The following is a 22,730-nucleotide window of genomic DNA, read 5'->3' as shown; positions in this document are numbered from 1 at the left end:
CCTACCCCTGCATCCAGCCTGAAAACATGGCTAGCACTAGGAATACAGGAGCCGCAGCCGTAACACTGTCAATGCGGTCAAAAATACCGCCATGTCCTGGAAGAATTTGACTGCTGTCTTTCAGGCCAACAAAGCGCTTACCAAGACTTTCTATCAAGTCGCCCACAACGGAAAAAATCGCAGCTGACAGGGTCATCATCCAAAGCACAACAAGCTGAGGTAAGGTAAGAGTCAAAAACGAGTTCATTGCGAAAGGCAAAACCGAAACAGCCAGCATCCCACCCACTGCGCCTTCCCATGATTTTCCAGGACTGACATGAGGGGCAAGCTTGTTCTTACCGAAAGTCTTACCAGCAAAATAAGCGCCAACATCGGCAAACCAAACGATGAGAAAGATATAGAGGATTATCCACTTTGTGTCGAAGCCAGGCTCAAGCACAAACACCCCGCCGCGAATCGCCACCAGCGCCTTCCACGCCGGGACCAGGATCAATAACCCAGCGACAGCCCGGGTCATAGATGGCGTCCAGAAAGCTTTAGATGCAGGGTATGTTAGAACTATCGCCAATGCGCCTATCCACCAAAGCAACGCAATGGAGAGAATCAACATGGCGGGCAAGTGAGAACAGGCCAGCAAGACCACCGCCGTCATGGCTGCGTAACTCACTCGGGAAGTTTGAGACATGAGACCGCAGATCTGCGCCCACTCCCACGCCGCCAAGGTAACAATCGCCCCAATAAAAAGAGAAAAGCCGAACACATCGGTCAGCGCCACCCCCGCCAGAAATAAAGGCAGGAGAATCAACGCGGTGATTATTCTTTGTTTTAGCACAATTAACGCTTTGCAGCTGGATTAGTGGCGAATTCGAAAGAGGAAGAATGCTCAGCCTGAGACCCGCCATCTTCCGCCAAGCGACGATCAACTTGGTCGTCAGTTTGCCCAAACCGTCTTTTCCGGTGGCTATATGCAGCTAACGCCAACTCCATCTGCTCAGTACGGAAATCTGGCCAGAACACATCCGCGAAATACAGTTCCGTGTAGGCAAGCTGCCATAAGAGGAAATTACTGATTCTCTGCTCACCCGCGGTGCGGATACACAGATCTGGAGGAGGAAGATCACCCAATTCGACATACTGCTGGATCAGGTGATCATCAATATCAGCAGTGCGAAGCTCGCCTCGCTCAACTTTTTCAGCAACACGACGGGTCGCTTGAGTAATATCCCAGTGCCCGCCGTAGTTGGCCGCTATCGCCAGCGTCATGCCTGTGTTACCGGCGGTTAACCCTTCTGCGTCCTGCATATGTTGCTGCAGAGTAGAGTTAAATTTGGAACGGTCGCCAATGATTCGCAGCCGGATATTGTTGCGATTAAGCTTACGAACCTCACGTTGCAGCGCGACAAGAAACAAGCGCATCAGCGCACCCACTTCTTCTTCGGGACGACGCCAGTTTTCGCTACTGAAGGCGAACAGGGTCAGCACTTCCACACCGTGACGAGCGCAGGTTTCAACGACGGCCCGCACAGAATCAACGCCAGCCTTGTGACCCGCAACTCCAGGGAGTCGACGCTGCTTCGCCCAACGATTATTACCATCCATGATGATCGCCACATGGCGAGGTTTGCTGGTTCCAACCAAAGGAATATCAGCCGTCGACATTTAACCCTCCAACATCCAGCCGCCATTCATGACTTATACAGCCATCAGGTCTTTTTCTTTTTCAGCAAGAACGCGATCGACCTCAGCAATATACTTGTCGGTCAGCTTCTGGATATCGTCCAGCCCGCGCTTCTCTTCGTCTTCAGAAATTTCTTTGTCTTTCAGCAGTGTTTTGATATCTGCGTTAGCGTCGCGACGCAGATTACGAATCGCCACCCTGGTGTTTTCCGCCTCTCCGCGAGCCGTCTTCACCAACTCCTTACGAGTCTCTTCCGTCAACGCAGGCATTGGCACCCGAATGACTGTACCAGCGGTAGATGGGTTAAGACCCAGGTCAGACTTCAGAATGGCTTTTTCAATTTGTGGCACCATGTTCTTTTCCCATGGCGTTACGCTCAGAGTTCTGGCGTCTTCAACCACCACATTAGCGACCTGGGTCAAAGGCGTGTCAGAGCCGTAGTATGAAACCATGACCGATTCAAGAATCGCAGGGTTAGCCCGACCAGTCCGGATCTTAGCGAAGGCATGACCAAGCGCCTCCATGGACTTTTTCATTTTTTGTTCAGATTGTTTCTTAATATCATTAATCATGGCTTTACCCTCGCTCTATCAATGTACCTTCTTCCATACCCACCACGATATTGATCAGCGCGCTAGCTTTATTCATATCAAATACCCGCACAGGCATACCGTGGTCGCGACACAAACAAATCGCTGTTAGATCCATGACTCCAAGCTTACGCTCGAGCACTTCATCATAGGTGAGTCGATCATATTTTACTGCATCCGCCACTTTCATAGGATCGTCGGAGTATACGCCATCCACTTTAGTGGCCTTCAAGACGACGTCCGCGTCAATCTCAATACCGCGCAGACAGGCAGCGGAATCGGTTGTAAAAAACGGGTTGCCGGTACCAGCACAGAAGATCACCACGTCGCCTTCTTTTAAATCACGAATAGCACGGCGACGATCATAATGCTCAACAACACCGCTCATAGGTATGGCGGACATAACACGGGTCGCGATATTGGAACGTTCCAGCGCATCCCTCATAGCCAGCGCATTCATTACAGTCGCCAGCATACCCATATGGTCGCCGGTCACTCTGTCCATACCTGCATCTTGTAGCGCTTTACCGCGGAAAAGATTCCCTCCCCCAATAACCAGGCCGACCTGAACCCCTATACCAATTAGCTGACCAATTTCCAACGCCATGCGATTGAGCACTTTCGGATCTATTCCGAAGTTTTCTTCTCCCATGAGCGCCTCACCTGAGAGTTTTAGCAGTACACGCTTATATTTGGGTTGAGTTTGAGCAGACGGGGGCATATGTAGTTTCACCTGTGTTGCACGCTAGCTTGGCAAGTTGAAGAAACGCTGAGAGGCTGTTTACAACCTCCGGATACTAATGTGGCGAGAGCAGAGTATACCGCCCTCGCCACAAATTCATACAAAAAGAAGAAATTAGCCTTTCAGCTGAGCAGCAACTTCTGCAGCGAAATCCACTTCTTCTTTTTCAATACCTTCACCAACTTCGTAGCGCACCATAGCAACTACCTGAGCGCCGGCTTTCTTCACCAGATCGCCAACTTTAACGTCAGGATCTTTAACAAAAGCCTGCTCCAGCAAGCTAATTTCCGCCAGGAATTTGTTGATGCGGCCGTCAACCATTTTGTCGACGATCTCTGCAGGCTTACCGCTCTGGTCAGCTTGCGCCTTGTAAATTTCACGCTCTTTAGCGATCACTTCATCGCTAACGTCATCACGAGAAACGAACTGTGGGTTCACTGCCGCGATGTGCATAGCAATATCTTTGGCCAGTTCAGCGCTGCCGCCATTAAGAGCAACCAGAACAGCAATACGGTTGTTGCCGTGAACATATGCGCCAACCACATCGGAAGACAACATAGAAGCACGACGAACATTGATGTTTTCACCAATTTTCTGAACCAGAGCCTGACGTTTCTCTTCCAGACCAGACTCCATCAGAGCCGCCACGTCAGCGGACTTTTTGTCAAAGGCTGCGCCAACAACGCCACCAACAAAGCCCAGGAAGTTTTCGTCACGAGCAACGAAGTCAGTTTCACTATTCACTTCAACAACAACTGCATAGCTGTTGTCATCGCTGACTTTAACTGCAACCACGCCATCCGCGGATACACGGCCGGCTTTCTTAGCAGCCTTCATGCCGCTGCTTTTACGAAGGTCTTCAATCGCTTTCTCGATATCGCCTTCCGCCTCAACAAGCGCCTTCTTGCACTCCATCATGCCCAGACCGGTGCGCTCGCGCAGTTCTTTTACCATGGATGCTGAAATAGCCGCCATCTTTTAATCCTCACTTGTCAGGTTCAGAAAAATTGAAAAAAAAGGGGAGATCGTCCCCTTTTTAATCATTCTATATGCCTAAGATTACTCTGACTTTTCGGCAGCTTCTTCGGCGGAAGCAGCTGCTTCGTTAACTTCTACGAACTCATCGCCATTGCCCGCCGCAGAGGACAGACCTTCTAGGCAAGAGTCAGCAACAGCCTTGGCGTAGACTTGAATTGCGCGAATGGCGTCGTCGTTACCAGGAATAACATAATCAACGCCGTCTGGATCGCTGTTAGTATCAACTACGCCGATAACAGGAATGCCCAGCTTGTTGGCTTCTTTGATAGCGATACGCTCATGATCGACGTCGATCACGAAAAGCGCGTCAGGCAGACCGCCCATATCTTTGATACCGCCAATGCTTCTTTCCAGCTTGTCCATCTCACGATTCAGCATCAACACTTCTTTCTTGGTCAGCTTGTCGAAAGTACCGTCTTGACTCTGAGTTTCCAGGTCACGGTAGCGACGGATGGATTGACGGATGGTTTTGTAGTTAGTCAGCATGCCGCCCAACCAGCGGTGATTGACATAAGGCATGCTGGCGCGATCCGCTTCTTCTTTAATGATCTTACCGGCTGCACGCTTAGTGCCAACGAAAAGAATTTTATTTTTCTTTTCAGCCAGATTGGAAACGAAACGCAGAGCATCATTCAGAGCAGGTACAGTGTGCTCCAAGTTAATGATATGAATCTTGTTACGCGCACCGAAGATATATTTGCGCATTTTGGGGTTCCAGAAACGAGTCTGGTGACCGAAGTGAACGCCTGCCTTCAGCAGGTCTCTCATTGAAACTTCTGACATATCTTTTACTCTTTAAAATGTTTGGGTTTAACCTCCATGCATCCCATGCTCCAACCGCATCTGGGCGGCACCCGAAACATGTGTCGACGCATGTGTGTTTTTTTATGGTTTCAACGCCCCTGATTTCAGGATGCATTTCAATCCGGCGCGCTTTATACCACAAACACCCGTTTTTTTAAAGACCAAAATCACCCTCCGCCTCTCCAGCGCAGAGCCCTCAACGACCGAAGCACGCAGGAAAACGATAGCCTAGCAAAGAACTCGGATTTTTATTCACTCTGCGAACCGGTTACAATACGGCAGCGTTTACAATCAACAGAATCACACTTTGCCCTTGTAGGCAGTTGGAACCCTCAGAAGCGAGCATGAAAGTTACCATCAAAACCCCTGAAGAAATCGAAAAAATGCGCATCGCCGGCCGACTTGCGGCTGAAGTGCTTGAAATAATTGAAGAGCATGTGAAACCAGGAGTCACTACCGGCGAGCTGGACGAGATTTGCCATAAATATATCACTGAAGTCCAACAGGCTATACCTGCTCCGCTGAACTACAAGGGGTTCCCCAAATCCATCTGCACCTCAGTCAACCATGTTATTTGTCACGGCATACCCAGCGACAAAAAAGTACTGAAAAACGGCGACACCGTTAATATAGACATCACCGTAATAAAAGAGGGCTATCATGGCGACACCAGCAAGATGTTTTTTGTCGGCAAGCCCACCATCGCCGCAGAGAGACTGGTGCGCGTTACCCAGGAATGTCTTTACAAGGGCATTGAGCTGGTCAAGCCCGGGGTTCGCCTTGGCGATATTGGCCATGTCATCCAGCAATATGCGGAAAGTCAGCATTATTCTGTCGTGAGGGAGTATTGCGGCCATGGTATCGGCGCGGTATTTCACGAAGAACCGCAAGTAATGCACTACGGCACGCCCGGAACAGGCATGGTAATCAAAGAAGGCATGACTTTTACCATTGAACCGATGATCAACCAGGGCAAGCGCCACTGCAAACTGCTTCCTGACGGCTGGACAGTCGTCACCAAGGACCATAAGCTTTCAGCTCAGTGGGAGCACACCATCCTGGTGACCGCAGACGGATACGAAGTTCTTACCAAGCGTAGCGAAGAGTCTTTCTAGTCAATAAATCCGGTTTATGACTGAACAAAGCGACCAGGCATTAACGGAAGCGCCGCCAATCAGGCTTGATCCGCGTCTCATATTTGACGCCGACGCCTACGCCACGCTTCTAAGAGAAGGAAAGCCCTCCCTGGGCTTTCTGAAGCAATCTCTACAGAGCGCCGCAGAGCGACTGCACGAACAATTCAAATCCGGCGCCCCTATCAGAGAGCTGGTTTCCGGCCGGGCCGCCTATATTGATCAGGTGCTCAAAGCCTTGTGGCTAGGCGCAGACTGGTCTGATCCAGATAAAATATGCCTTCTTGCGGTCGGTGGGTATGGGCGCAACGAGCTCCTCCCCCACTCTGACATTGATTTATTAATCCTGCTTGATGATGACGCCGATATCAGCGAATTCGGTCCAGCAATTGAGGGATTCATTACCCTGCTGTGGGACCTCAACCTCGATATTGGGCATAGCGTCCGCACGGTATCGGAGTCGATAGCCAAAGCGGCGACAGATATCACCATCGCCACCAACTTACTGGAAACTCGCACACTCGCGGGGACGCCAGAGCTTCGGGGCCAGCTCAGTCGTCGCGCTTATTCAGATGAATCCTGGACGGATCAACGTTTTTTCAGCGCCAAACGCGACGAGCAGCTGGAAAGGCATCAGAAGTACGGCGATACCGAATATAATCTTGAGCCCAACATCAAGACATCCCCAGGCACACTGCGTGATATTCAGACTATCGGCTGGATCACCAAACGCCATTTCTGTAACGAAAGCAGCGACAGCGAAGCAGCTTACGACTTCCTGACAGCCGATGAGTACAGCACTTTGCGCGAGGGCGAAGCCTATCTTTGGCGCCTAAGGTACGGCCTGCAGATGCTGGCGGGACGTAACGAAAACAGACTGCTATTCGACCATCAACGCTCACTGGCCAATCTATTGGGATATATTGACCGCGAAGATGAACTCGGCGTCGAACAGATGATGCAGGAGTACTACCGCTACGCCATGGCGCTAGGCGAACTTAACGACGTGGTGCTGCAATACTTCGACGAAATTATCCTGCATGCCGATGACGAGGAAGTCATCGTACCGCTCAACAGACGCTTTCATATCCGCAATGACTATATAGAGGCCATCAACAACCAGACCTTCGCCTATCAACCTTTCGCCTTAGTGGAAGTTTTTCTGCTGATGGCGCAAAGCCCTCAGGTCAGAGGTATTCGCGCCAACACCATCCGTGCGATCAGAGCGCACCGACACCTGATAGACGACAAGTTCCGCAGCGACCTGGCCAACACATCTCTATTCATGGAGATTTTAAAAACACCTCACGCCCTGCATCGCACACTTTCGTCCATGAAGCGCTATGGCGTGCTAGGCAAGTATCTCCCGGAATTTGGTCGCATTGTCGGCAAGATGCAGCACGACCTATTCCATATTTACACCGTGGATGCGCACACCATTCACGTGATTCGCAACATGATCCGCCTGCGCAACCCCGAAAGTGTCAAAGATTACCCATTGGCGACCCGACTGGTGTATCGACTGCCCAAGCTTGAGCTTCTATACATTGCCGGCATATACCACGACATAGCCAAAGGACGCGGCGGCGATCATTCGGAACTGGGCGCAGAAGATGTTGAGGCGTTCTGTAAAAGGCATCATCTCAGCCAGCGGGACACCAGCTTGGTGGCGTGGCTGGTGCGCAACCATTTGTTGATGTCGATGACGGCGCAACGCAAAGATCCATCAGACCCTGAAGTGATTCATGAGTTCGCCAGCAAGATCGACTCGCAAATACATCTGGACTACCTCTATACATTGACCGTTTGCGACATCAGCGCCACCAACCCCAAATTATGGAACACTTGGCGCGCAGCTCTTTTGCGACAGCTCTACAGCGAAACCAAACGCGCAATCCGCCGTGGCCTGGATACGCCGCCCGACCGCAGTCAGTGGGTGGCGGACACCCAGACCGAAGCCCGCGAGATACTACACTCGCAGGATTTTGGCGACGACAATATCGACGCCATCTGGGACGCTCTGGAAGAAGAGTATTTTTTGCAGGACTCCACCGGCGAGATAGCATGGCAGACCGCCGCCATCATCCGGCATGGCCACTCCACCGAGCCACTCGTATTAATTCGCGACGCCAAGGGCGGTGAAGCGGAAGGGTTCATGCAAATCATGGTGTATCAGCGGGCACGCGACGATTTATTCGCCGCCACCACCGCCACGCTGGAACAACTACGCCTGAACATTGCCGAAGCCCGCATTAACTGCGCCACTGACAGATTCAGTCTTGGCTCATTTGTGGTCAGCAGCGCTGATGCGGACACAAGCGGCTCAGTCAGCAAGAAGCAGATCTCCCAGCGTTTGGAAAGGGAGTTAAGCAACCCCGAACACTACCCTAATGTCATCAAGCGGCGGACGCCCCGACAGCTGAAACATTTTTACTTTCCGACTGAAGTCACTTTCAGCAATGACACCGTTAACCAACGCACGGTCATGGAGATTATCACTCCAGACCGCCCAGGGCTGCTCGCCCGTATCGGCAGCATTCTGCTGGAGCATGAGGTCGAACTCGTCACAGCCCGCATCGCAACACTTGGCGAGCGAGTGGAAGACGTTTTCGTTCTGACAGATATTAATGGGGCTCCCTTGAGCGACCCTGAGCTATGCCGAACATTGCGCGACGATATCTGCGGGCAATTGGACCAACAGAACAGTAAAGAACTATAGTCATCTCCCTGATTGACGACAGGCTCTGGAGTAACGACAAAGATATGAACCCAAACCTTTCTCGTCTACAGCCGTACCCGTTTGAAAAACTGGCGCAGCTGAAGCAATCCGCCCAACCGCCAGAGCATCTGCCCCATATAGCGCTTTCTATCGGCGAGCCCAAACACGCACCGCCAGAGTTTGCCCTGGACGTGTTGCGGAACAATATGAGCGCTCTTTCACGCTATCCCACGACCAAAGGAGAGCCTGAGCTCCGCCAGGCCATCGCCAGTTGGCTGGAGAAACGCTTCAGTCTGGCGGGAGGAATAGATCCGGAGTCTCAAGTACTGCCAGTCAATGGCACTCGAGAGGCCCTGTTCGCCTTTGCGCAGGCCGTTATCGATCCTACCCAGGACGCCCTTGTCGTCAGCCCAAATCCGTTTTACCAAATATATGAAGGCGCCGCTTACCTGGCTGGGGCAGAGCCCTATTTTTTGCCTTGTGACGCAAGCAATGGTTTCATCCCGGACTTTGACTCCGTCCCAAGCTCCATTTGGCGACGCTGCCAGCTCCTGTTTCTTTGCTCTCCTGGCAACCCGACCGGTCGTGTTCTCCCTGTTGAGACACTACAGAAACTGATCTCCCTGGCTGATGAGTACAATTTCATTATTGCCTCAGACGAGTGCTACTCGGAGATTTATTTCGATGAGCCCGCCGCGCCCATTGGCTTGCTGGAAGCCTGCGCCAAATTGGGCAGACACGATTACCGTCGTTGCGTTGTATTTCACAGCCTGTCAAAACGCTCAAACGTTCCAGGACTAAGGTCAGGTTTCGTTGCAGGGGATGCGAACATACTTCGAGAGTTTCTTCGTTACCGCACTTACCATGGCTGCTCAATGCCCATCCCGACGCAGCTTGCCTCCATCGCACTTTGGAGCGACGAGGAACATGTACGACAAAATCGCGCCCAGTATGTAAGCAAATTTCATAGCTTCAAGGAGATACTTGCTCCGTGCTGGCCACTTGAGATGCCTGACGCCGCCTTTTACTTCTGGGCGCAGACGCCAATTCCTGACGATATCTTTGCACAACGTCTTTATGCGGAGAAAAATCTCACCGTTTTACCCGGACGTTTTCTGGGGCGTGAGCAGGAAGGCGTCAACCCAGGAGCAGGACGCATCCGCATGGCGCTAGTCGCCTCAGAGGATGAATGCATTGAGGCCGCCCAGCGCATCAAGTCATTTATAGAATCACTGTGAACAGCTCGTTACGAGCGCGCAACTCAAAGCGGGTACAACCGTTAAACAACAGGTGAAATGGTCCAATGAGTTTGAAAGTGTACGGAATCAGCAACTGCGACACCGTAAAGAAAGCCCGAAAGTGGTTGGAAGCCAATAGTATTGAATATACTTTTCACGACTTTAAAAAGTCCGGCGTTCCCCAAGACAACCTGGAAGCCTGGCTTAACGCAGTGGGCGTGGAAACGTTAGTCAACAAAAGAGGGACCACTTGGCGCAAACTCTCGGACTCAGATAAGTCCGATATAGAATCAGGGGCCAAGACAAAAGAATTACTGTCGGAGCACAGCTCCGTTATCAAACGCCCGGTAATCGAGACGCCATCAGGAGACATCATTACAGGCTTCACACCATCCCAACTGGAAAAATACGCCTGAACGAGTTGCCGTCTCCCGGCACCGGAGCAACAGACCATTCCAAGACATTAAACACTAAACAAAGAAGGTACTATCATGTTGGCATTTGGCATTGGCGTAGGCGCCAAGAACAGCAAAGGAGACTGGCTTGAAACCTATTTCGCCGCTCCCTTGTGGAATCCCGCTGCAGAAGTAAAAGAGCTGTTGAAGGATTCACTGGGCTACGCCGGCGGCAACCAGACGCTGGAGCTTGACGCTCAAAAGCTGGAAGCTCTGGCCGCTGCGTTCGACAAGGCAAACCAGCCCGAACAAGCGCAAACCGCCAAGGCGTTACGTGACTCAAAACGCCCGACAGTAGCCGTCATGATTGAAGAAGACGGCAAAGCTTCTTCCACACCCGAAGTGTATTTGAAGCTGCAATTGATATCCCATCGCTTTGTGAAGCCCCATGGGATTAATCTGGAAGGTATTTTCGCCCTACTTCCCAATGTAGCCTGGACATCACAGGGCGCTATCGACATTGATGAACTTTCGTCACGTCAACTGAGCGCTCGCGCCAATGGTGAAACCCTGCGCGTATTTTCCGTAGACAAATTCCCGCAGATGACTGACTACGTAGCACCCAAAGGCGTACGCATCGCTGATACCGCCCGAGTCAGGCTCGGCGCCTATGTCGGCGAAGGCACCACCATCATGCACGAAGGCTTCGTCAACTTTAACGCTGGCACCGAAGGCGCATCCATGATCGAAGGCCGCATCTCTGCAGGCGTAATGATCGGCGAAGGCTCCGATCTTGGCGGCGGCTGCTCCACAATGGGCACACTGTCCGGCGGCGGAGCGATTATTATCTCAGTCGGCAAGAACTCATTAATCGGCGCCAACGCCGGGATTGGCATTCCTCTGGGCGACCGCTGCAAAGTTGAGGCTGGCCTGTACATCACCGCTGGTTCTAAAGTGGCGGTAATGGATGACAAAGGCGAAGTTGCAAAAATCGTCAAAGCCCGTGAACTAGCTGGCCAAAATGACTTATTGTTCCGCCGCAACTCTGAAACAGGCAGAATCGAAGTCGTCACCAATAAAACCGCGATTCAGTTGAACGAAGCGTTGCACGCGAATAACTGATATCAATGCGGCAGGGGACTCCCCTCCCCTCGAATGATATAAAATGCAGCAAGGCGGACAGACTCCCAGTCGTCCGCCTTATTTTCAATCGCAACCCATTACTCGTTGAGCGCATCATGACCGATTCCCTTTCCCCTACTCTGGAACTGGCGGTGGACCTTATCAGGCGCCCTTCCGTCACTCCTCATGACGCAGGCTGCCAGGACCTATTAAGTCAGAGGTTGCAAACCATCGGATTTGAAATAACGGACCTCCCTTTCGGAGAGGTGCAAAATTTTTGGGCCAAACGCGGCTCTCAAGCCCCATTGGTTGTTTTCGCCGGCCACACCGATGTCGTACCCACAGGACCGGAAGAAAAGTGGGAGCACCCTCCCTTCGCCGCCGAAGTAAAAGATGGCGTGCTACACGGTAGAGGCGCCGCAGATATGAAGGGAAGTCTGGCGGCCTTTATGACCGCCTGCGAGCGCTTCGTTGCAAAACACCCCAACCATCGGGGCTCCATTGGCTGGTTGATCACCAGCGATGAAGAAGGCCATGCAGTGAACGGCACGGTTAAGGTAGTGGAGTATCTGGTCGACAAAGGCGAAGTCATCGATTGGTGCATCGTCGGCGAACCTTCCAGCACCCATACTGTTGGCGACGTCATTAAGAACGGTCGTCGTGGCTCCATTGGCGCAACACTCATAGTGAAAGGAATTCAAGGACATGTCGCCTATCCTCATCTCGCCGACAACCCAATTCACAAAGCCGCGCCAGCACTGACCGAGTTAGCGAATGAAAAATGGGACGAGGGCAATGACTTCTTTCCCGCCACTAGTCTGCAGATCTCGAATATTAATGGCGGAACCGGCGCCACCAATGTGATTCCGGGCGAACTCAACGTCATGTTTAACCTGCGTTTTTCGACCGAACTAAACGCAGATATCATCAAGCAAAGAAGTGAAGCGATTCTTCAAAAGCATGGCCTGGACTACGATATAGAATGGCGCCTATATGGCGAGCCCTTCCTGACGAGCAAAGGGCCATTAATCGAAGCCACTCAGAAAGCGATCAAACATGTTCGCGGCTCTGATACGACACTTTCCACCAGCGGCGGAACGTCAGATGGACGCTTTATCGCACCAACCGGCGCACAGGTAGTGGAGCTGGGGCCTTGCAATGCAACCATACACCGCATAAATGAACAGGTTCTGGTCAGCGAAATTGACCAACTCAGCAGCATTTATGAACATATTCTGGAAGAATTACTGGTAGTCGACTCTAAGTAGACTCAATAATTAGCAGGCAGGAGCTGAGCCTATGACCTCGCCCAATCCCAGTATCATGAAGCGACTGATGCAGCGATTGCGAAAACGGGATTACGATCAGGCGCGCGCTTTTCAGTGCTTTCTGTGCGGAGGCGTCACAGCAATATGCGCCATGGCGACGCTGGTGATCTCCAATGCGACGCACTCCGCCACACTGCCTCAAGACCTGCTAAACCTGATCGTGCTTGCGCTGCTTATTTTAGGCCTAGTAATGGCGGCGTATGGCTATATTCGCTTACTTATTATACGTTTATCCAATTTCGCCAACGACAGTGGCAACCGGAAAGAGTCCTGATATATGCAAAATCCCCCCCGCTATCCCGATATCGAAATCTATATTCTGGACACAAATCTTCCAGATATATGCGAATGGCTAAAGAAACATCTGACGATTAAGGGAGCCCCCTTGGTGGAGGGAAACACACACAAGATCCACACCAACTATAACGGAGCCGACATTCCTGTCATCGTTGTTGAAAAAGCTTCCGGCAAACGCTTCACAAGCGTTTGGTTCGACTCCTCCTCCACCCCCTGGGAAACAGATCTGGACTGTGCTCGCAGCGCATTCTCAGCCCTCAATAAAGAGGTGCGCTGCTCTGCAAGCGGCTGGATCGAAGAAGAGGAAGAAGATGCGCCTGATTTGTGGTGGAAAATTAATCAGCACGGCGAGAAACAGTGTAACTGGAAAGATTAAAGGGCGGTTAAACCGCCCTTTTAACGTCTACCTGTAAAGTAGCTATCAGCGAACGGGAGAAACATCCTCCGCCTGAAGGCCTTTATCCCCTTCTACTGTCCGAAACCTTACTTTCTGTCCCTGACGCAAAGAACGATGACCTCTTCCCCGAATTGAGCGGAAGTGAACAAATATGTCATCGCCACCTTCACGCGTAATAAAGCCAAATCCCTTATTCGGATTAAACCACTTAACAATACCCGACTCGCGCTCGTCATTAGCGTTATCTTCCTCATAAGCCTCTTCCGAGCTTCCAGACAATATCGCCGGCAAAAAGCCAGCCAGAATGAATAGCGCAGCTGTGATCAAATAAACGCCAATACCTGCACCAGAAGTTAAGAGGCTCGTTAATCCACTGCCGTCCGCCATGAAGGAAAAAGTGGGCTGCATACCGAAAAGACTCAGCGCAACGCCAAGCACGATAGGAAGAATAAGACCGGCAATCACTGCAATCATCATTTTTACTGAATTATTATCTTTCATTTATTAACTCTACAAATAATTATTTTGGAACAAAAAACACCCCAATGGCTGAGATGGAGAGACTTACGAGTGTGTTTCATATCATTCCGAATACGGCATGGATGATACCGAAAGCCCCCTCCACCAAGCCTAAACATCAGAGCGCCGGTTCGGTCAGCATATAGACCCGGGCGGAAATCTTTAGAAAACCAGCTAGACTAAAAAGCGACCGACAAAATAAAAAAGGCTTCTCCGAACGCTCTGCTCTCGATGATTTAGAATCGAAATCATCTAAGAAGTCCTTATAATAGCAAATCGAGACATATATTACGTAGTACGCGGGTACAACTTTATGACTTATGGCCTATATTTTTCGGCCGCCCGCTCCTACCAGACGTTCGACTGAGGTTAAGGGCTAACGAATGGAACAAAGAGTCACCGACCTGGAAACCAAGCTTGCTTTCCTGGACGACCTGATCACATCGCTCAACGACACGATCTACCAACAAGACAGGCGGATTGAAAAACTGGAGAGCCAGCTGGGTAACCTGCGCGAACAACTTGAGAGCGTGAGAGAGCTGTTGCCTGAAGATGGAGAAGAGGGGCCGCCTCCGCACTACTAAAAACAGCCCCTCCTTTCTCATATACAATTTGGCACAGAAGTTTTAATAAGTATATGTAGAATAAATTATCCCTTAAATTCAAATACGTTATTGAAAGCACCTCTCATGAACAGTGACCAACCTAAAAATTTCGCTTTAATTGGCGCAGCTGGATACATTGCTCCAAGGCATATGAAGGCCATAAAGGATACTGGCAACAAGCTCATTGCTGCTCTAGATAAGAGTGACTCCGTCGGAATTATCGACTCTTACTTTCCGGAGGCCCGTTTCTTCACAGAATTCGAAAGGTTTGATCGACACATTGAAAAGCTAAGACGTCTCCCCCTTTCTAATGAGTCCCTAGATTACGTCTCCATATGCTCGCCAAACTATCTACATGACGCCCATGTGCGCTTCGCCTTCCGTTCTGGAGCCCACGCCATTTGCGAAAAGCCAATAGTATTGAACCCGTGGAATCTAGATGGCCTACAGGAGATTGAGCAAGTAACCGGCAGAAAAGTATATAACATCTTACAACTTAGGTTACATCCAGCTTTACTTACCTTAAGGCAAAGCATTCAAAAAGAGAAAAAGCCCCACAAGCACCAGGTCGATCTAACTTACGTCACATCACGTGGAAGCTGGTATCTCTCTTCATGGAAAGGAGATGAGTCAAAGTCCGGCGGAATTGCAACAAACATCGGTGTACACTTTTTCGACATGCTGTTTTGGCTTTTCGGTAAAGTACAACGAAATGAAGTTCACTTATATTCTCCAACGAAAGCTTCTGGTTATCTAGAGTACGAGAATGCAAATGTTAGGTGGTATTTATCCATTGACGAGAACGATCTACCAGAAGAATGTGTATCCAATGGACAAAGAACCTACCGTTCAATAACGGTTGACGGCGAAGAAATTGAGTTTTCTGGTGGGTTTACAGACCTTCACACAGAGAGTTATAAAGACATTCTCTCTGGTGGTGGATTTGGTATCGATGACGCTCGAACAGCCATACAAATTGTTCATGACATTCGGAATAGCAAATGCCGCCCTTCTCCTTCATCCCCCCACCCTTTTGCAAAGAATAAGCTATGAATGTCACCGTACACGACACGGCTATAATTGATACTGGCGCAATAATTGGTGAAGGCACAAAGATTTGGCACTGGACCCATGTATGCAGCGGCGCTCACATAGGTCGAAACTGCTCGCTAGGGCAAAATGTGTACATTAGCGGTAAGGCCCTCATAGGAAACAACGTAAAAATACAGAACAACGTCTCAGTCTACGACAGTGTGAAACTGGACGATGATGTATTTTGCGGTCCGAGCATGGTATTCACTAATGTCTACAACCCTCGCTCGGCCATTTCCAGAAAGGACGAATATAGAACCACCCATATAAAGCAAGGGGCCACATTAGGAGCCAATTGCACAATAGTATGTGGAGTAACCATCGGAAAGTACGCATTTATTGGAGCAGGCGCAGTAATTAGGGAAAATGTAAAGGATTACGCTCTGATGGCAGGGGTTCCCGCCAAGCAAATAGGATGGATGAGCGAATACGGTGAGAGAATTCCGTTACCTCTAGAAGGCTTCGGCGAGTACACCTGCCCAAAAACCAATTTTTCTTACACTCTTAATACCGACACCCTTACTCGAAAGTAACATATATGATGAAGTTCATAGACCTACAGATGCAGTACCAGCACATAAAGAAAAATGTAAATAAAAGAATACAAAGTGTGCTAGAGCATGGACAGTTTATTATGGGGCCAGAAGTATATGAACTAGAGGAGAGGCTTGCGGATTATGTAGGTGTAAAGCACTGCATAACTTGCTCAAGCGGTACAGATGCACTACTAATGTCACTCATGGCGCTAGGAATAAAACCGAATGACGAAGTTATTATTCCAGCCTTTAGCTTTTATGCAACAGCAGAGGTCATACTGCTCTTAGGCGCAACTCCTGTATGCGTAGATATAGATCCGAAAACATATAATATTGACGCATCCCAAATCGAGTCTGCTATAACGGAGAGAACTAAAGCCATTATGCCCGTGTCCCTATATGGACAATGTGCAGACTTCAAAAGCATCAACGATATTGCTCAAAAACACAACCTGCCAGTAATCGAAGATGCTGCACAAAGCTTTGGGGCTACGCATCATGGCCGAAAGTCGTGCTCATTATCCACAATTGGCTGCACAAGCTTTTTTCCCACCAAACCTCTAGGCTGCTATGGTGATGGTGGAGCATGCTTTACAGATGACGACGACCTGGCTGAGGCATTGAGACAAATTCGAGTTCATGGCCAGTCTGAGCGGTATAACCACACTCGGCTTGGTATTAATGGTCGTTTAGATACCATCCAGGCAGCAGTACTCCTAGAAAAACTTAATATCCTAGACGATGAAATTTTGTTACGCGAGGGAAAAGCAGCCAACTATCATAAGCACTTAAAGAGCGCATCGTCATTAACACTTCCCATGACAAGAGATGAAAACAGCCATGTATTTGGCCAATATACGGTTCTCATTCATAAAGACAGGGACTTGGTAGTAGAACTCATGAGACAGCATGAGACGCCTCTATTTATCCACTATCCTCGAACAATACCGGAACAGTTAATGAGCAGCCAAAAATTCAACAAGACTCACCCCACCAGCAATATTGCATCCCGATCTGTGGCCAGCCTACCTTTTGGCCCATACCTAACATATAACGACCAAGTAAAGGTTATAGAGAAGTTAATTACCGTATCCGAAAAAGTCCAAAGCCAGTCTATATAGGCTTGGCTATTACCAATATTTGCTGTCGCCACGCAAGCAATCGCTTAAAGAAATTATAGTAAGGCTTATTACCAACATAATAGCGCCAGTACGTAATACTATAGCCATGCCTTTCCAAAAGAGCTCTCAGTGTATAAATATCATGCCAAAGAGTATGAGTTGCATTAGGCTTAAATAGCACAGTTAACCATTTTGCATTAGGAGTCGTAATAATCAGCTCGCCATCTTCCTCCAAGTGTCGTTTAATATTATCCAAAAAAAGCCCTGGGTTGCTTACATGCTCTATCACATCCCCTGCAACAGCAACTTCATATTTATCACCTAAATCAACTGTCTCCATATTATCATATACAATTTTATCGTCTTGACTATGCTCATAGCCCTGAGGCGAAACATCAAACTTGTCAGCAAGTACTGTTGTCGCATTGGGTAGATCAACCCCTGTCAAACTACGAGCATTTTTCTTCAAAATTGCCCACAAGCAATATTCGTCTGACTGCCCAACACTCCCTATATCTAATACTTTTTTTCCTTTAGTCCGCTCAAGTATAATCTTTTCTCTTATCATATTACCCCTTCAGCCTCCACAACAAATACATGTATAAAGCCCATAAGCGCTGACTATGATCCTTGCCATTTGAGTGTTCTGCGAGCAACCTATCAATACTCTTCTGATTAAGATCATGCCCACTAAATAATAGAACCTCTCTAGCCTGAGAGGACAACAACCACTCACCCACCGGGACAGAAAAACCATGCTTTCGCCTCTTCCACACAAATTTGGGAATCAGTGAATAACAAGAACTTTTAAGCCATTTTTTACCCGCGAATAAGCCCCTATGCATATGAAGAGGCGCCTGAAGTGCAGCCTCAGCAACTTTAGAGTCAAGAAATGGGCACCGAACCTCCAGAGATGAATCCATTGATGCTGCGTCCACTTTTCGCAGTATATTCTGGACCATGTAATTAAAGGCGTCCCTGTGCATCATCTCCAATATATCATCAGGACTCTTTATAAGATCGAACTCCGCCCCTTCTAGGTGAGTTTCACCGGCCAAACCAAATAGCTCATACACCTCAGAACGCCGCCAGTTTCGGGGCGCAACATAACCCCCTTTTTCATAACTTTCTGATTGCGCAATAAACAACTGAGCTTTTTTCAAGAGACTTGCACTATGATGGACATAGGTTTCAGGCAGGCTTCGGACAAGCTTCTCTATCACCTTTCTAACAATCACAGGAGCCTTAAAGTATATCTGAAGTAATGCAGCCCCCTGGTATCTTTGATAACCAGAGAATAACTCATCCGCGCCATCACCAGACAAAGCCACTTTTACATAACGACTTGCTAAACGGCACAGCTGCATTGAAGGAACCAAAGACACATCAGCAAATGGCTGCCCCAAGCGACGCAGCGTTAAATCACCAACATCCCCTATTGCACTCTCCTCGTAATACTCAGCGTGGTGCTCAGAGCCAATCCAGGCTGACACGCTTTGTGCGTACTTAGATTCATCATAAGATGGATCTCTAAAGCCTATAGAGAAAGTCTTAATCTTTTGATGTCGAGCCGCAATTGAAGAAATGATCGAAGAGTCTACCCCTCCCGAAAGAAAAGCTCCCACTTCGACGTCAGCAACCAAACGTTTAGAAACCGAGCTTTCCAATAAATCTTTAAGATCATAAGACGCCCCCCCCATTTTATGATCAAAAGGGTTCCAATAGGCCATTGAAGAAATGCCCGCCCCCTCTGACCACCACATGTAATGAGAAGGTTTAACCTCACCAATTTCGCTATAAAACGTACTCCCAGCAGGGCAAAACCCATACTCAAGGTAGCTCACTAAGCTTTTTGGGTTTTCAGACAGGCTGTAAGGAATTAGAGCCTTTAAGGCAGGCAGCTCCGAACTGGCCCACAGCTCCTTTCCATTTGTTGAAAAGAATAAAGGCTTCTTGCCAAACCTATCACGAGACATGAGCAGCTTGCGTAATTTAGAGTCCCACAAACAGAAGGCCCACATCCCCTCCATTTTTTTTAGAAACGAGACGCCCTCAAGCACAAGCCCTGCCAGTAATACTTCAGTGTCTCCATCTGTTTTAAAGGTCCAAGTGTCCTTTAGGCCCCCACGCAACTCTCTATAGTTATATATTTCACCATTGAATACCAATGTATAGCGACCCGTCTCATCGGTCAGCGGCTGTAAGCTTGAGTGTATATCTATTATAGAGAGGCGACGATGCCCAAAAATAGCCCCATCCCTGAGCACACAACCTGCTTGATCCGGCCCCCTTTCCTTTAACAAATTAAGGGAATGCGCCATATTAGTACGCATTTCGACCTCATGCATTGATAGGCTATAACCAAATGAAAAGCCACACATCAGTCAGCCCCAACAGCCCTGAACAGAAGGTTGTATTTTTCTGCTGCTGAACGCCATGTGAGATTTTCTTCCACAACCCACTTCTCCGCCTTATCCGCAATGAGCTCCCGCCTCTCCTGATCCAATGCCACTCTATAAACCAGTTCCTTCAACATTACCGCATCACCACAGGGAAATAAAAGGCCGTTATCTCCATCTGTGATTACATCTTTAACCGCAAGAATATCGGTCGAGATTACACACAACCCTGCTGCCATCGCCTCAACAACTACATTAGGACGCCCCTCTAAAAGACTAGAAAGGACAAATATCTGCGACTCAGAATACAATCTTAGAACTTCATGATGAGGCAACTCGCCCAATAACTCGACATGATCCTCCATGGAGTTACGAGAAATAAAGGATCTTATCGATTCGAATTGTTCACCACCTCCAACTATAAGCCACTTAAAGCCTAGCCCTTCCTCTAACAGAAGCTTCGCTGCCTCCAGCTGCACTTTAATATCCTTTCTAGGAATTAAACTCCCAACCGTAATTATTTGCATCTCCTTCTTCCTTTCAGGGATGCCATCAAAAGTAGAGACACCATTGGGGATAAAGTGAAATTTATTACAATATTCAGGATATTCTTTGTCATAGCGTAGTTTTAAACCTTGGCTTACAAAGACTATCGCATCAGAACACTTAAAGCATAATTTCAATATCGAATTATTAAGCCTACCGCCAGATGTATCCGAGCCTCGTATAGTAGTAACCAAAGGTTTTCCAAGCAGCTTAGCTACCATACCTGTCACCACCCCCATCAACGCCCAATTTGCAAAGTATACATCTGTAGCCCTGGCTGCTCTCATACAGGAAAAAAAGGTTCCCATTATGAAAGAAACCAAAAGCAAAGGTCCTAATACCTTATGCCGCGAAATAGCAGAAGGTAATCCTCCTGAAGAATGGAACAAAAATCTAAATTTTGACGGCGCATAGCGAACTTGAGCCACCTTCGTTATATCGCACTCGTCCTTATCCGCAGGACATACGACATAACAATCTAACAGCTCATCTAATCTGTCCACCAAATTTTTCAGAAAAATACCGCTAACTGAGGTCGACGAGAGTGGATAAGATGTCGTCACAATAGTCACTCTCATACCTTTTCCTCACGCAAGCCCGTCCATTTCAAAAGAAAGGAAAATATCCAACCGAGCATATCTCCAACCAACACGACAAGCCTAAATCCAAATAGGGACACTAAGACCAAGGACAACTCTCCCTTGAACGCAATCAGTAGCTGCAAGACGTACTCTGTTACGCCTATACCCTGAGGAGCAAAAAAGGCCAAAAAACCAACAACCCAGGAGAGGAGATATGAGCCAGCTAATATTAAAAGACTAAAATCCGAACCCAACGCCTCGCTTGCATAAATAGCAAACGAAAGTCCATACCCCAACCAAACAATAGAGTACAAAGACAGGCTTACTATAGTCCAAGAAAGCTTAATACTCCCCCTTAGAACAAATACAAGACAAAACCCAAGCAGGGCAACTATCACAAGAATGGAGGTAAAGAAGTAAAAAAGTTCGCCATCACTTAGAAGTATAAGTCCACCACCAACAATTAAAGCGGTGATAACGGAAATTAGCACTTCAAATAAAAATATATTCAGCAACCCCGTTTTGCCAACTCCAAGTCGATCATAATCCAGTAACTTTGTGACAGTTTGCCAGATTCCGCCGGGCAAATATCTTGCAGGGAGACGAGAGAGGTGGATATATAAAACTTTCTTATAACTAACCTTTACTCCATTTATCGCCAAAATTCTTTGGCTGACAATAGGCGCCACCAAATGACTAACCAGAATTAGAAGCACAGCTATAGCTAACTCATCAAGAGAGACAAGGGAAACAGACCGCCAAAGCTGCTCTCTATATTTCACAATATAGAAAGCAAGAAAAATAAGCGCGAGAGGAGTAAACACTCCTCTCAGAAGAGCAACCGCCCTTCGCACTATTCTAGAGGAAACCATCTATTTCAAGTCTTTATTAGCTTCCATATCGAACCACATGGCAAACAGCAAAAACTGGAGTCCCATGATCACCAAAAAAACACTAAATAAAGCACTCGTAGCCTCCACTGATCCCAGAAATATTCGATACAAAAACAAATACCCCCCAGAAAGCATACCTAAAGGAAACAGAAAAAGACCAAGCGCGTAAAAGAAAACGAGGGGATGAAAGTCGCGGATAATGTACTTCTGAAGCAATCTAAAGAAAAATAGCTTAGTAATTAACAAAGAAAGCCTAGGTATCATTCTCAGTGGCTTAATACCCGATTTTTCCCCAATGCCATAGACTGGCTTTATTGGAACATCACGCACCCTAAACCCATACACATTCAAACGAACCAACAAATCGTTCGGCTGCCCATAAGTCTTATACATCTCATCCCAGTGTATCGTTTCAAGGGCCTTCAAGTTTATGGCAGTATAACCAGATTGAGAATCAGCAACGTGCCAGTAGCCAGAAGCAATCTTCGTTAGCAAAGATAACATGGAGTTACCTAAATATCGGACACGAGGAATCATCTCCCACGCGTCTCCAGAAAAAAGCCTATTTCCCTTGGAGTAATCCACTTCTCCCGCCACCACTGGATCCAAAATGCTTGGTAGATCTTCTGGGTGCATTTGCCCGTCTCCAGCCATGACTACAGCCACAGAGTATTTGTTATCTCTTGCGTACTTGTATCCCGTTGCTATCGCGCCACCAACGCCTTGATTTACTTCATGGCGAATCAGCTCAACCCTAGAGTCTGCTTTGGCTAATGCGTCAACGACCTTACACGTTGAGTCCTGACTTTTATCATCTATAACCACAATACCATCAACAAAGCCAGGCATAGTTTCTATTACTTTTGCAATTTGAGTTTCCTCGTTATAACAAGGAACAACAACACATACTCTTGCATCTTTATACATAAATAACCTTTACCTTATACCCATAACGTA

The 22,730-nt window shown here is 48.3% G+C and carries 24 protein-coding genes; 12 read left to right on the top strand and 12 right to left on the bottom strand.

From position 1 onward, the window contains the following. Position 1: 1 nt before the first annotated feature. The 6 genes from ONV78_RS11065 to rpsB form a co-directional block, all read right to left on the bottom strand. Positions 2-832: a phosphatidate cytidylyltransferase gene (locus ONV78_RS11065; RefSeq protein WP_279503184.1), complete on the bottom strand. Its 831-nt coding sequence runs from the start codon at positions 830-832 to the stop codon at positions 2-4. A gap of 2 nt (positions 833-834) precedes the next feature. After that, positions 835-1,659 (bottom strand): polyprenyl diphosphate synthase, encoded by an 825-nt coding sequence (gene uppS / locus ONV78_RS11060; protein ID WP_279503183.1) that lies wholly within the window; start codon positions 1,657-1,659, stop codon positions 835-837. A gap of 33 nt (positions 1,660-1,692) precedes the next feature. After that, positions 1,693-2,250 carry a ribosome recycling factor gene (gene frr / locus ONV78_RS11055; RefSeq protein ID WP_216735003.1) on the bottom strand — a complete coding sequence of 186 codons (558 nt, stop codon included), beginning with the start codon at positions 2,248-2,250 and terminating at the stop codon, positions 1,693-1,695. Between the two features lie 4 nt (positions 2,251-2,254). Next, positions 2,255-2,989 carry a UMP kinase gene (gene pyrH, locus ONV78_RS11050; RefSeq protein ID WP_011398989.1) on the bottom strand — a complete coding sequence of 245 codons (735 nt, stop codon included), beginning with the start codon at positions 2,987-2,989 and terminating at the stop codon, positions 2,255-2,257. A 135-nt stretch (positions 2,990-3,124) separates the two neighbouring features. After that, entirely contained in the window at positions 3,125-3,985 is an 861-nt protein-coding gene (gene tsf / locus ONV78_RS11045) for a translation elongation factor Ts (protein WP_216735004.1), read from the bottom strand. 84 nt (positions 3,986-4,069) lie between these two features. Then, entirely contained in the window at positions 4,070-4,831 is a 762-nt protein-coding gene (gene rpsB, locus ONV78_RS11040; RefSeq protein WP_216735005.1) for a 30S ribosomal protein S2, read from the bottom strand. 365 nt (positions 4,832-5,196) lie between these two features. Between rpsB and map the strand changes: the two genes are divergently transcribed. The 8 genes from map to ONV78_RS11000 all read left to right on the top strand — a co-directional run bounded on the left by map (position 5,197) and on the right by ONV78_RS11000 (position 13,460). Then, positions 5,197-5,967: a type I methionyl aminopeptidase gene (gene map, locus ONV78_RS11035; RefSeq protein ID WP_279503182.1), complete on the top strand. Its 771-nt coding sequence runs from the start codon at positions 5,197-5,199 to the stop codon at positions 5,965-5,967. Positions 5,968-5,983: 16 nt separating this feature from the next. Further along, positions 5,984-8,704 (top strand): [protein-PII] uridylyltransferase, encoded by a 2,721-nt coding sequence (locus tag ONV78_RS11030; RefSeq protein ID WP_279503181.1) that lies wholly within the window; start codon positions 5,984-5,986, stop codon positions 8,702-8,704. Positions 8,705-8,748: 44 nt separating this feature from the next. Continuing rightward, positions 8,749-9,942 (top strand): succinyldiaminopimelate transaminase, encoded by a 1,194-nt coding sequence (gene dapC / locus ONV78_RS11025; protein ID WP_279503180.1) that lies wholly within the window; start codon positions 8,749-8,751, stop codon positions 9,940-9,942. Positions 9,943-10,007: 65 nt separating this feature from the next. Continuing rightward, the gene (locus ONV78_RS11020) at positions 10,008-10,358 is read left to right on the top strand and encodes an ArsC family reductase (RefSeq protein WP_279503179.1); all 351 of its coding nucleotides are present in this window, start codon (positions 10,008-10,010) and stop codon (positions 10,356-10,358) included. Between the two features lie 75 nt (positions 10,359-10,433). Then, the gene (gene dapD, locus ONV78_RS11015) at positions 10,434-11,459 is read left to right on the top strand and encodes a 2,3,4,5-tetrahydropyridine-2,6-dicarboxylate N-succinyltransferase (RefSeq protein ID WP_279503178.1); all 1,026 of its coding nucleotides are present in this window, start codon (positions 10,434-10,436) and stop codon (positions 11,457-11,459) included. A gap of 116 nt (positions 11,460-11,575) precedes the next feature. Beyond that, positions 11,576-12,727 (top strand): succinyl-diaminopimelate desuccinylase, encoded by a 1,152-nt coding sequence (gene dapE, locus ONV78_RS11010; protein ID WP_279503177.1) that lies wholly within the window; start codon positions 11,576-11,578, stop codon positions 12,725-12,727. Between the two features lie 31 nt (positions 12,728-12,758). Continuing rightward, entirely contained in the window at positions 12,759-13,061 is a 303-nt protein-coding gene (locus tag ONV78_RS11005; RefSeq protein ID WP_279503176.1) for a hypothetical protein, read from the top strand. A 3-nt stretch (positions 13,062-13,064) separates the two neighbouring features. Further along, a complete protein-coding gene (locus tag ONV78_RS11000) occupies positions 13,065-13,460 on the top strand; it encodes a hypothetical protein (protein ID WP_279503175.1) in 396 nt (131 codons plus the stop codon). A gap of 45 nt (positions 13,461-13,505) precedes the next feature. Here ONV78_RS11000 and ONV78_RS10995 read toward each other — a convergent pair whose 3' ends face one another. Then, positions 13,506-13,982 (bottom strand): cold-shock protein, encoded by a 477-nt coding sequence (locus tag ONV78_RS10995; RefSeq protein ID WP_279503174.1) that lies wholly within the window; start codon positions 13,980-13,982, stop codon positions 13,506-13,508. A 401-nt stretch (positions 13,983-14,383) separates the two neighbouring features. Between ONV78_RS10995 and ONV78_RS10990 the strand changes: the two genes are divergently transcribed. The 4 genes from ONV78_RS10990 to ONV78_RS10975 all read left to right on the top strand — a co-directional run bounded on the left by ONV78_RS10990 (position 14,384) and on the right by ONV78_RS10975 (position 17,354). Then, entirely contained in the window at positions 14,384-14,584 is a 201-nt protein-coding gene (locus tag ONV78_RS10990; protein ID WP_279503173.1) for a SlyX family protein, read from the top strand. A gap of 105 nt (positions 14,585-14,689) precedes the next feature. Next, positions 14,690-15,658 (top strand): Gfo/Idh/MocA family oxidoreductase, encoded by a 969-nt coding sequence (locus ONV78_RS10985; RefSeq protein WP_279503172.1) that lies wholly within the window; start codon positions 14,690-14,692, stop codon positions 15,656-15,658. Beyond that, the gene (locus ONV78_RS10980) at positions 15,655-16,230 is read left to right on the top strand and encodes an N-acetyltransferase (RefSeq protein ID WP_279503171.1); all 576 of its coding nucleotides are present in this window, start codon (positions 15,655-15,657) and stop codon (positions 16,228-16,230) included. Before ONV78_RS10985 ends, ONV78_RS10980 begins: the two co-directional genes overlap by 4 nt. Positions 16,231-16,235: 5 nt before the next feature. After that, entirely contained in the window at positions 16,236-17,354 is a 1,119-nt protein-coding gene (locus tag ONV78_RS10975) for a DegT/DnrJ/EryC1/StrS aminotransferase family protein (RefSeq protein ID WP_347815411.1), read from the top strand. On the opposite strand, the gene ONV78_RS10970 is transcribed toward ONV78_RS10975, so the two are convergent. From ONV78_RS10970 to ONV78_RS10950, 5 genes are read right to left on the bottom strand one after another with little or no spacing between them, the layout of a single operon-like run. Then, a complete protein-coding gene (locus ONV78_RS10970) occupies positions 17,347-17,922 on the bottom strand; it encodes a class I SAM-dependent methyltransferase (protein ID WP_279503170.1) in 576 nt (191 codons plus the stop codon). The genes ONV78_RS10975 and ONV78_RS10970 overlap by 8 nt on opposite strands. Position 17,923: 1 nt before the next feature. After that, complete coding sequence (gene asnB, locus ONV78_RS10965) at positions 17,924-19,735, bottom strand: asparagine synthase (glutamine-hydrolyzing) (RefSeq protein WP_279503169.1); 1,812 nt, start codon at positions 19,733-19,735, stop codon at positions 17,924-17,926. Continuing rightward, complete coding sequence (locus ONV78_RS10960; RefSeq protein ID WP_279503168.1) at positions 19,735-20,877, bottom strand: glycosyltransferase; 1,143 nt, start codon at positions 20,875-20,877, stop codon at positions 19,735-19,737. Before ONV78_RS10960 ends, asnB begins: the two co-directional genes overlap by 1 nt. Further along, entirely contained in the window at positions 20,874-21,752 is an 879-nt protein-coding gene (locus tag ONV78_RS10955) for a hypothetical protein (RefSeq protein WP_279503167.1), read from the bottom strand. Before ONV78_RS10955 ends, ONV78_RS10960 begins: the two co-directional genes overlap by 4 nt. Beyond that, positions 21,753-22,700, bottom strand: coding sequence for a glycosyltransferase family 2 protein (locus ONV78_RS10950; RefSeq protein WP_279503166.1), 948 nt, complete (start codon positions 22,698-22,700; stop codon positions 21,753-21,755). It lies immediately after the preceding gene. Positions 22,701-22,730 lie beyond the last annotated feature (30 nt).

Origin of the sequence: Hahella sp. CR1 (genome assembly GCF_029813005.1) — a bacterium.
Taxonomy (GTDB): Bacteria; Pseudomonadota; Gammaproteobacteria; order Pseudomonadales; family Oleiphilaceae; genus Hahella.
The sequence above is the reverse complement of the archived record's forward strand: the minus strand, read 5'-3'. Positions and strand labels throughout refer to the sequence as shown.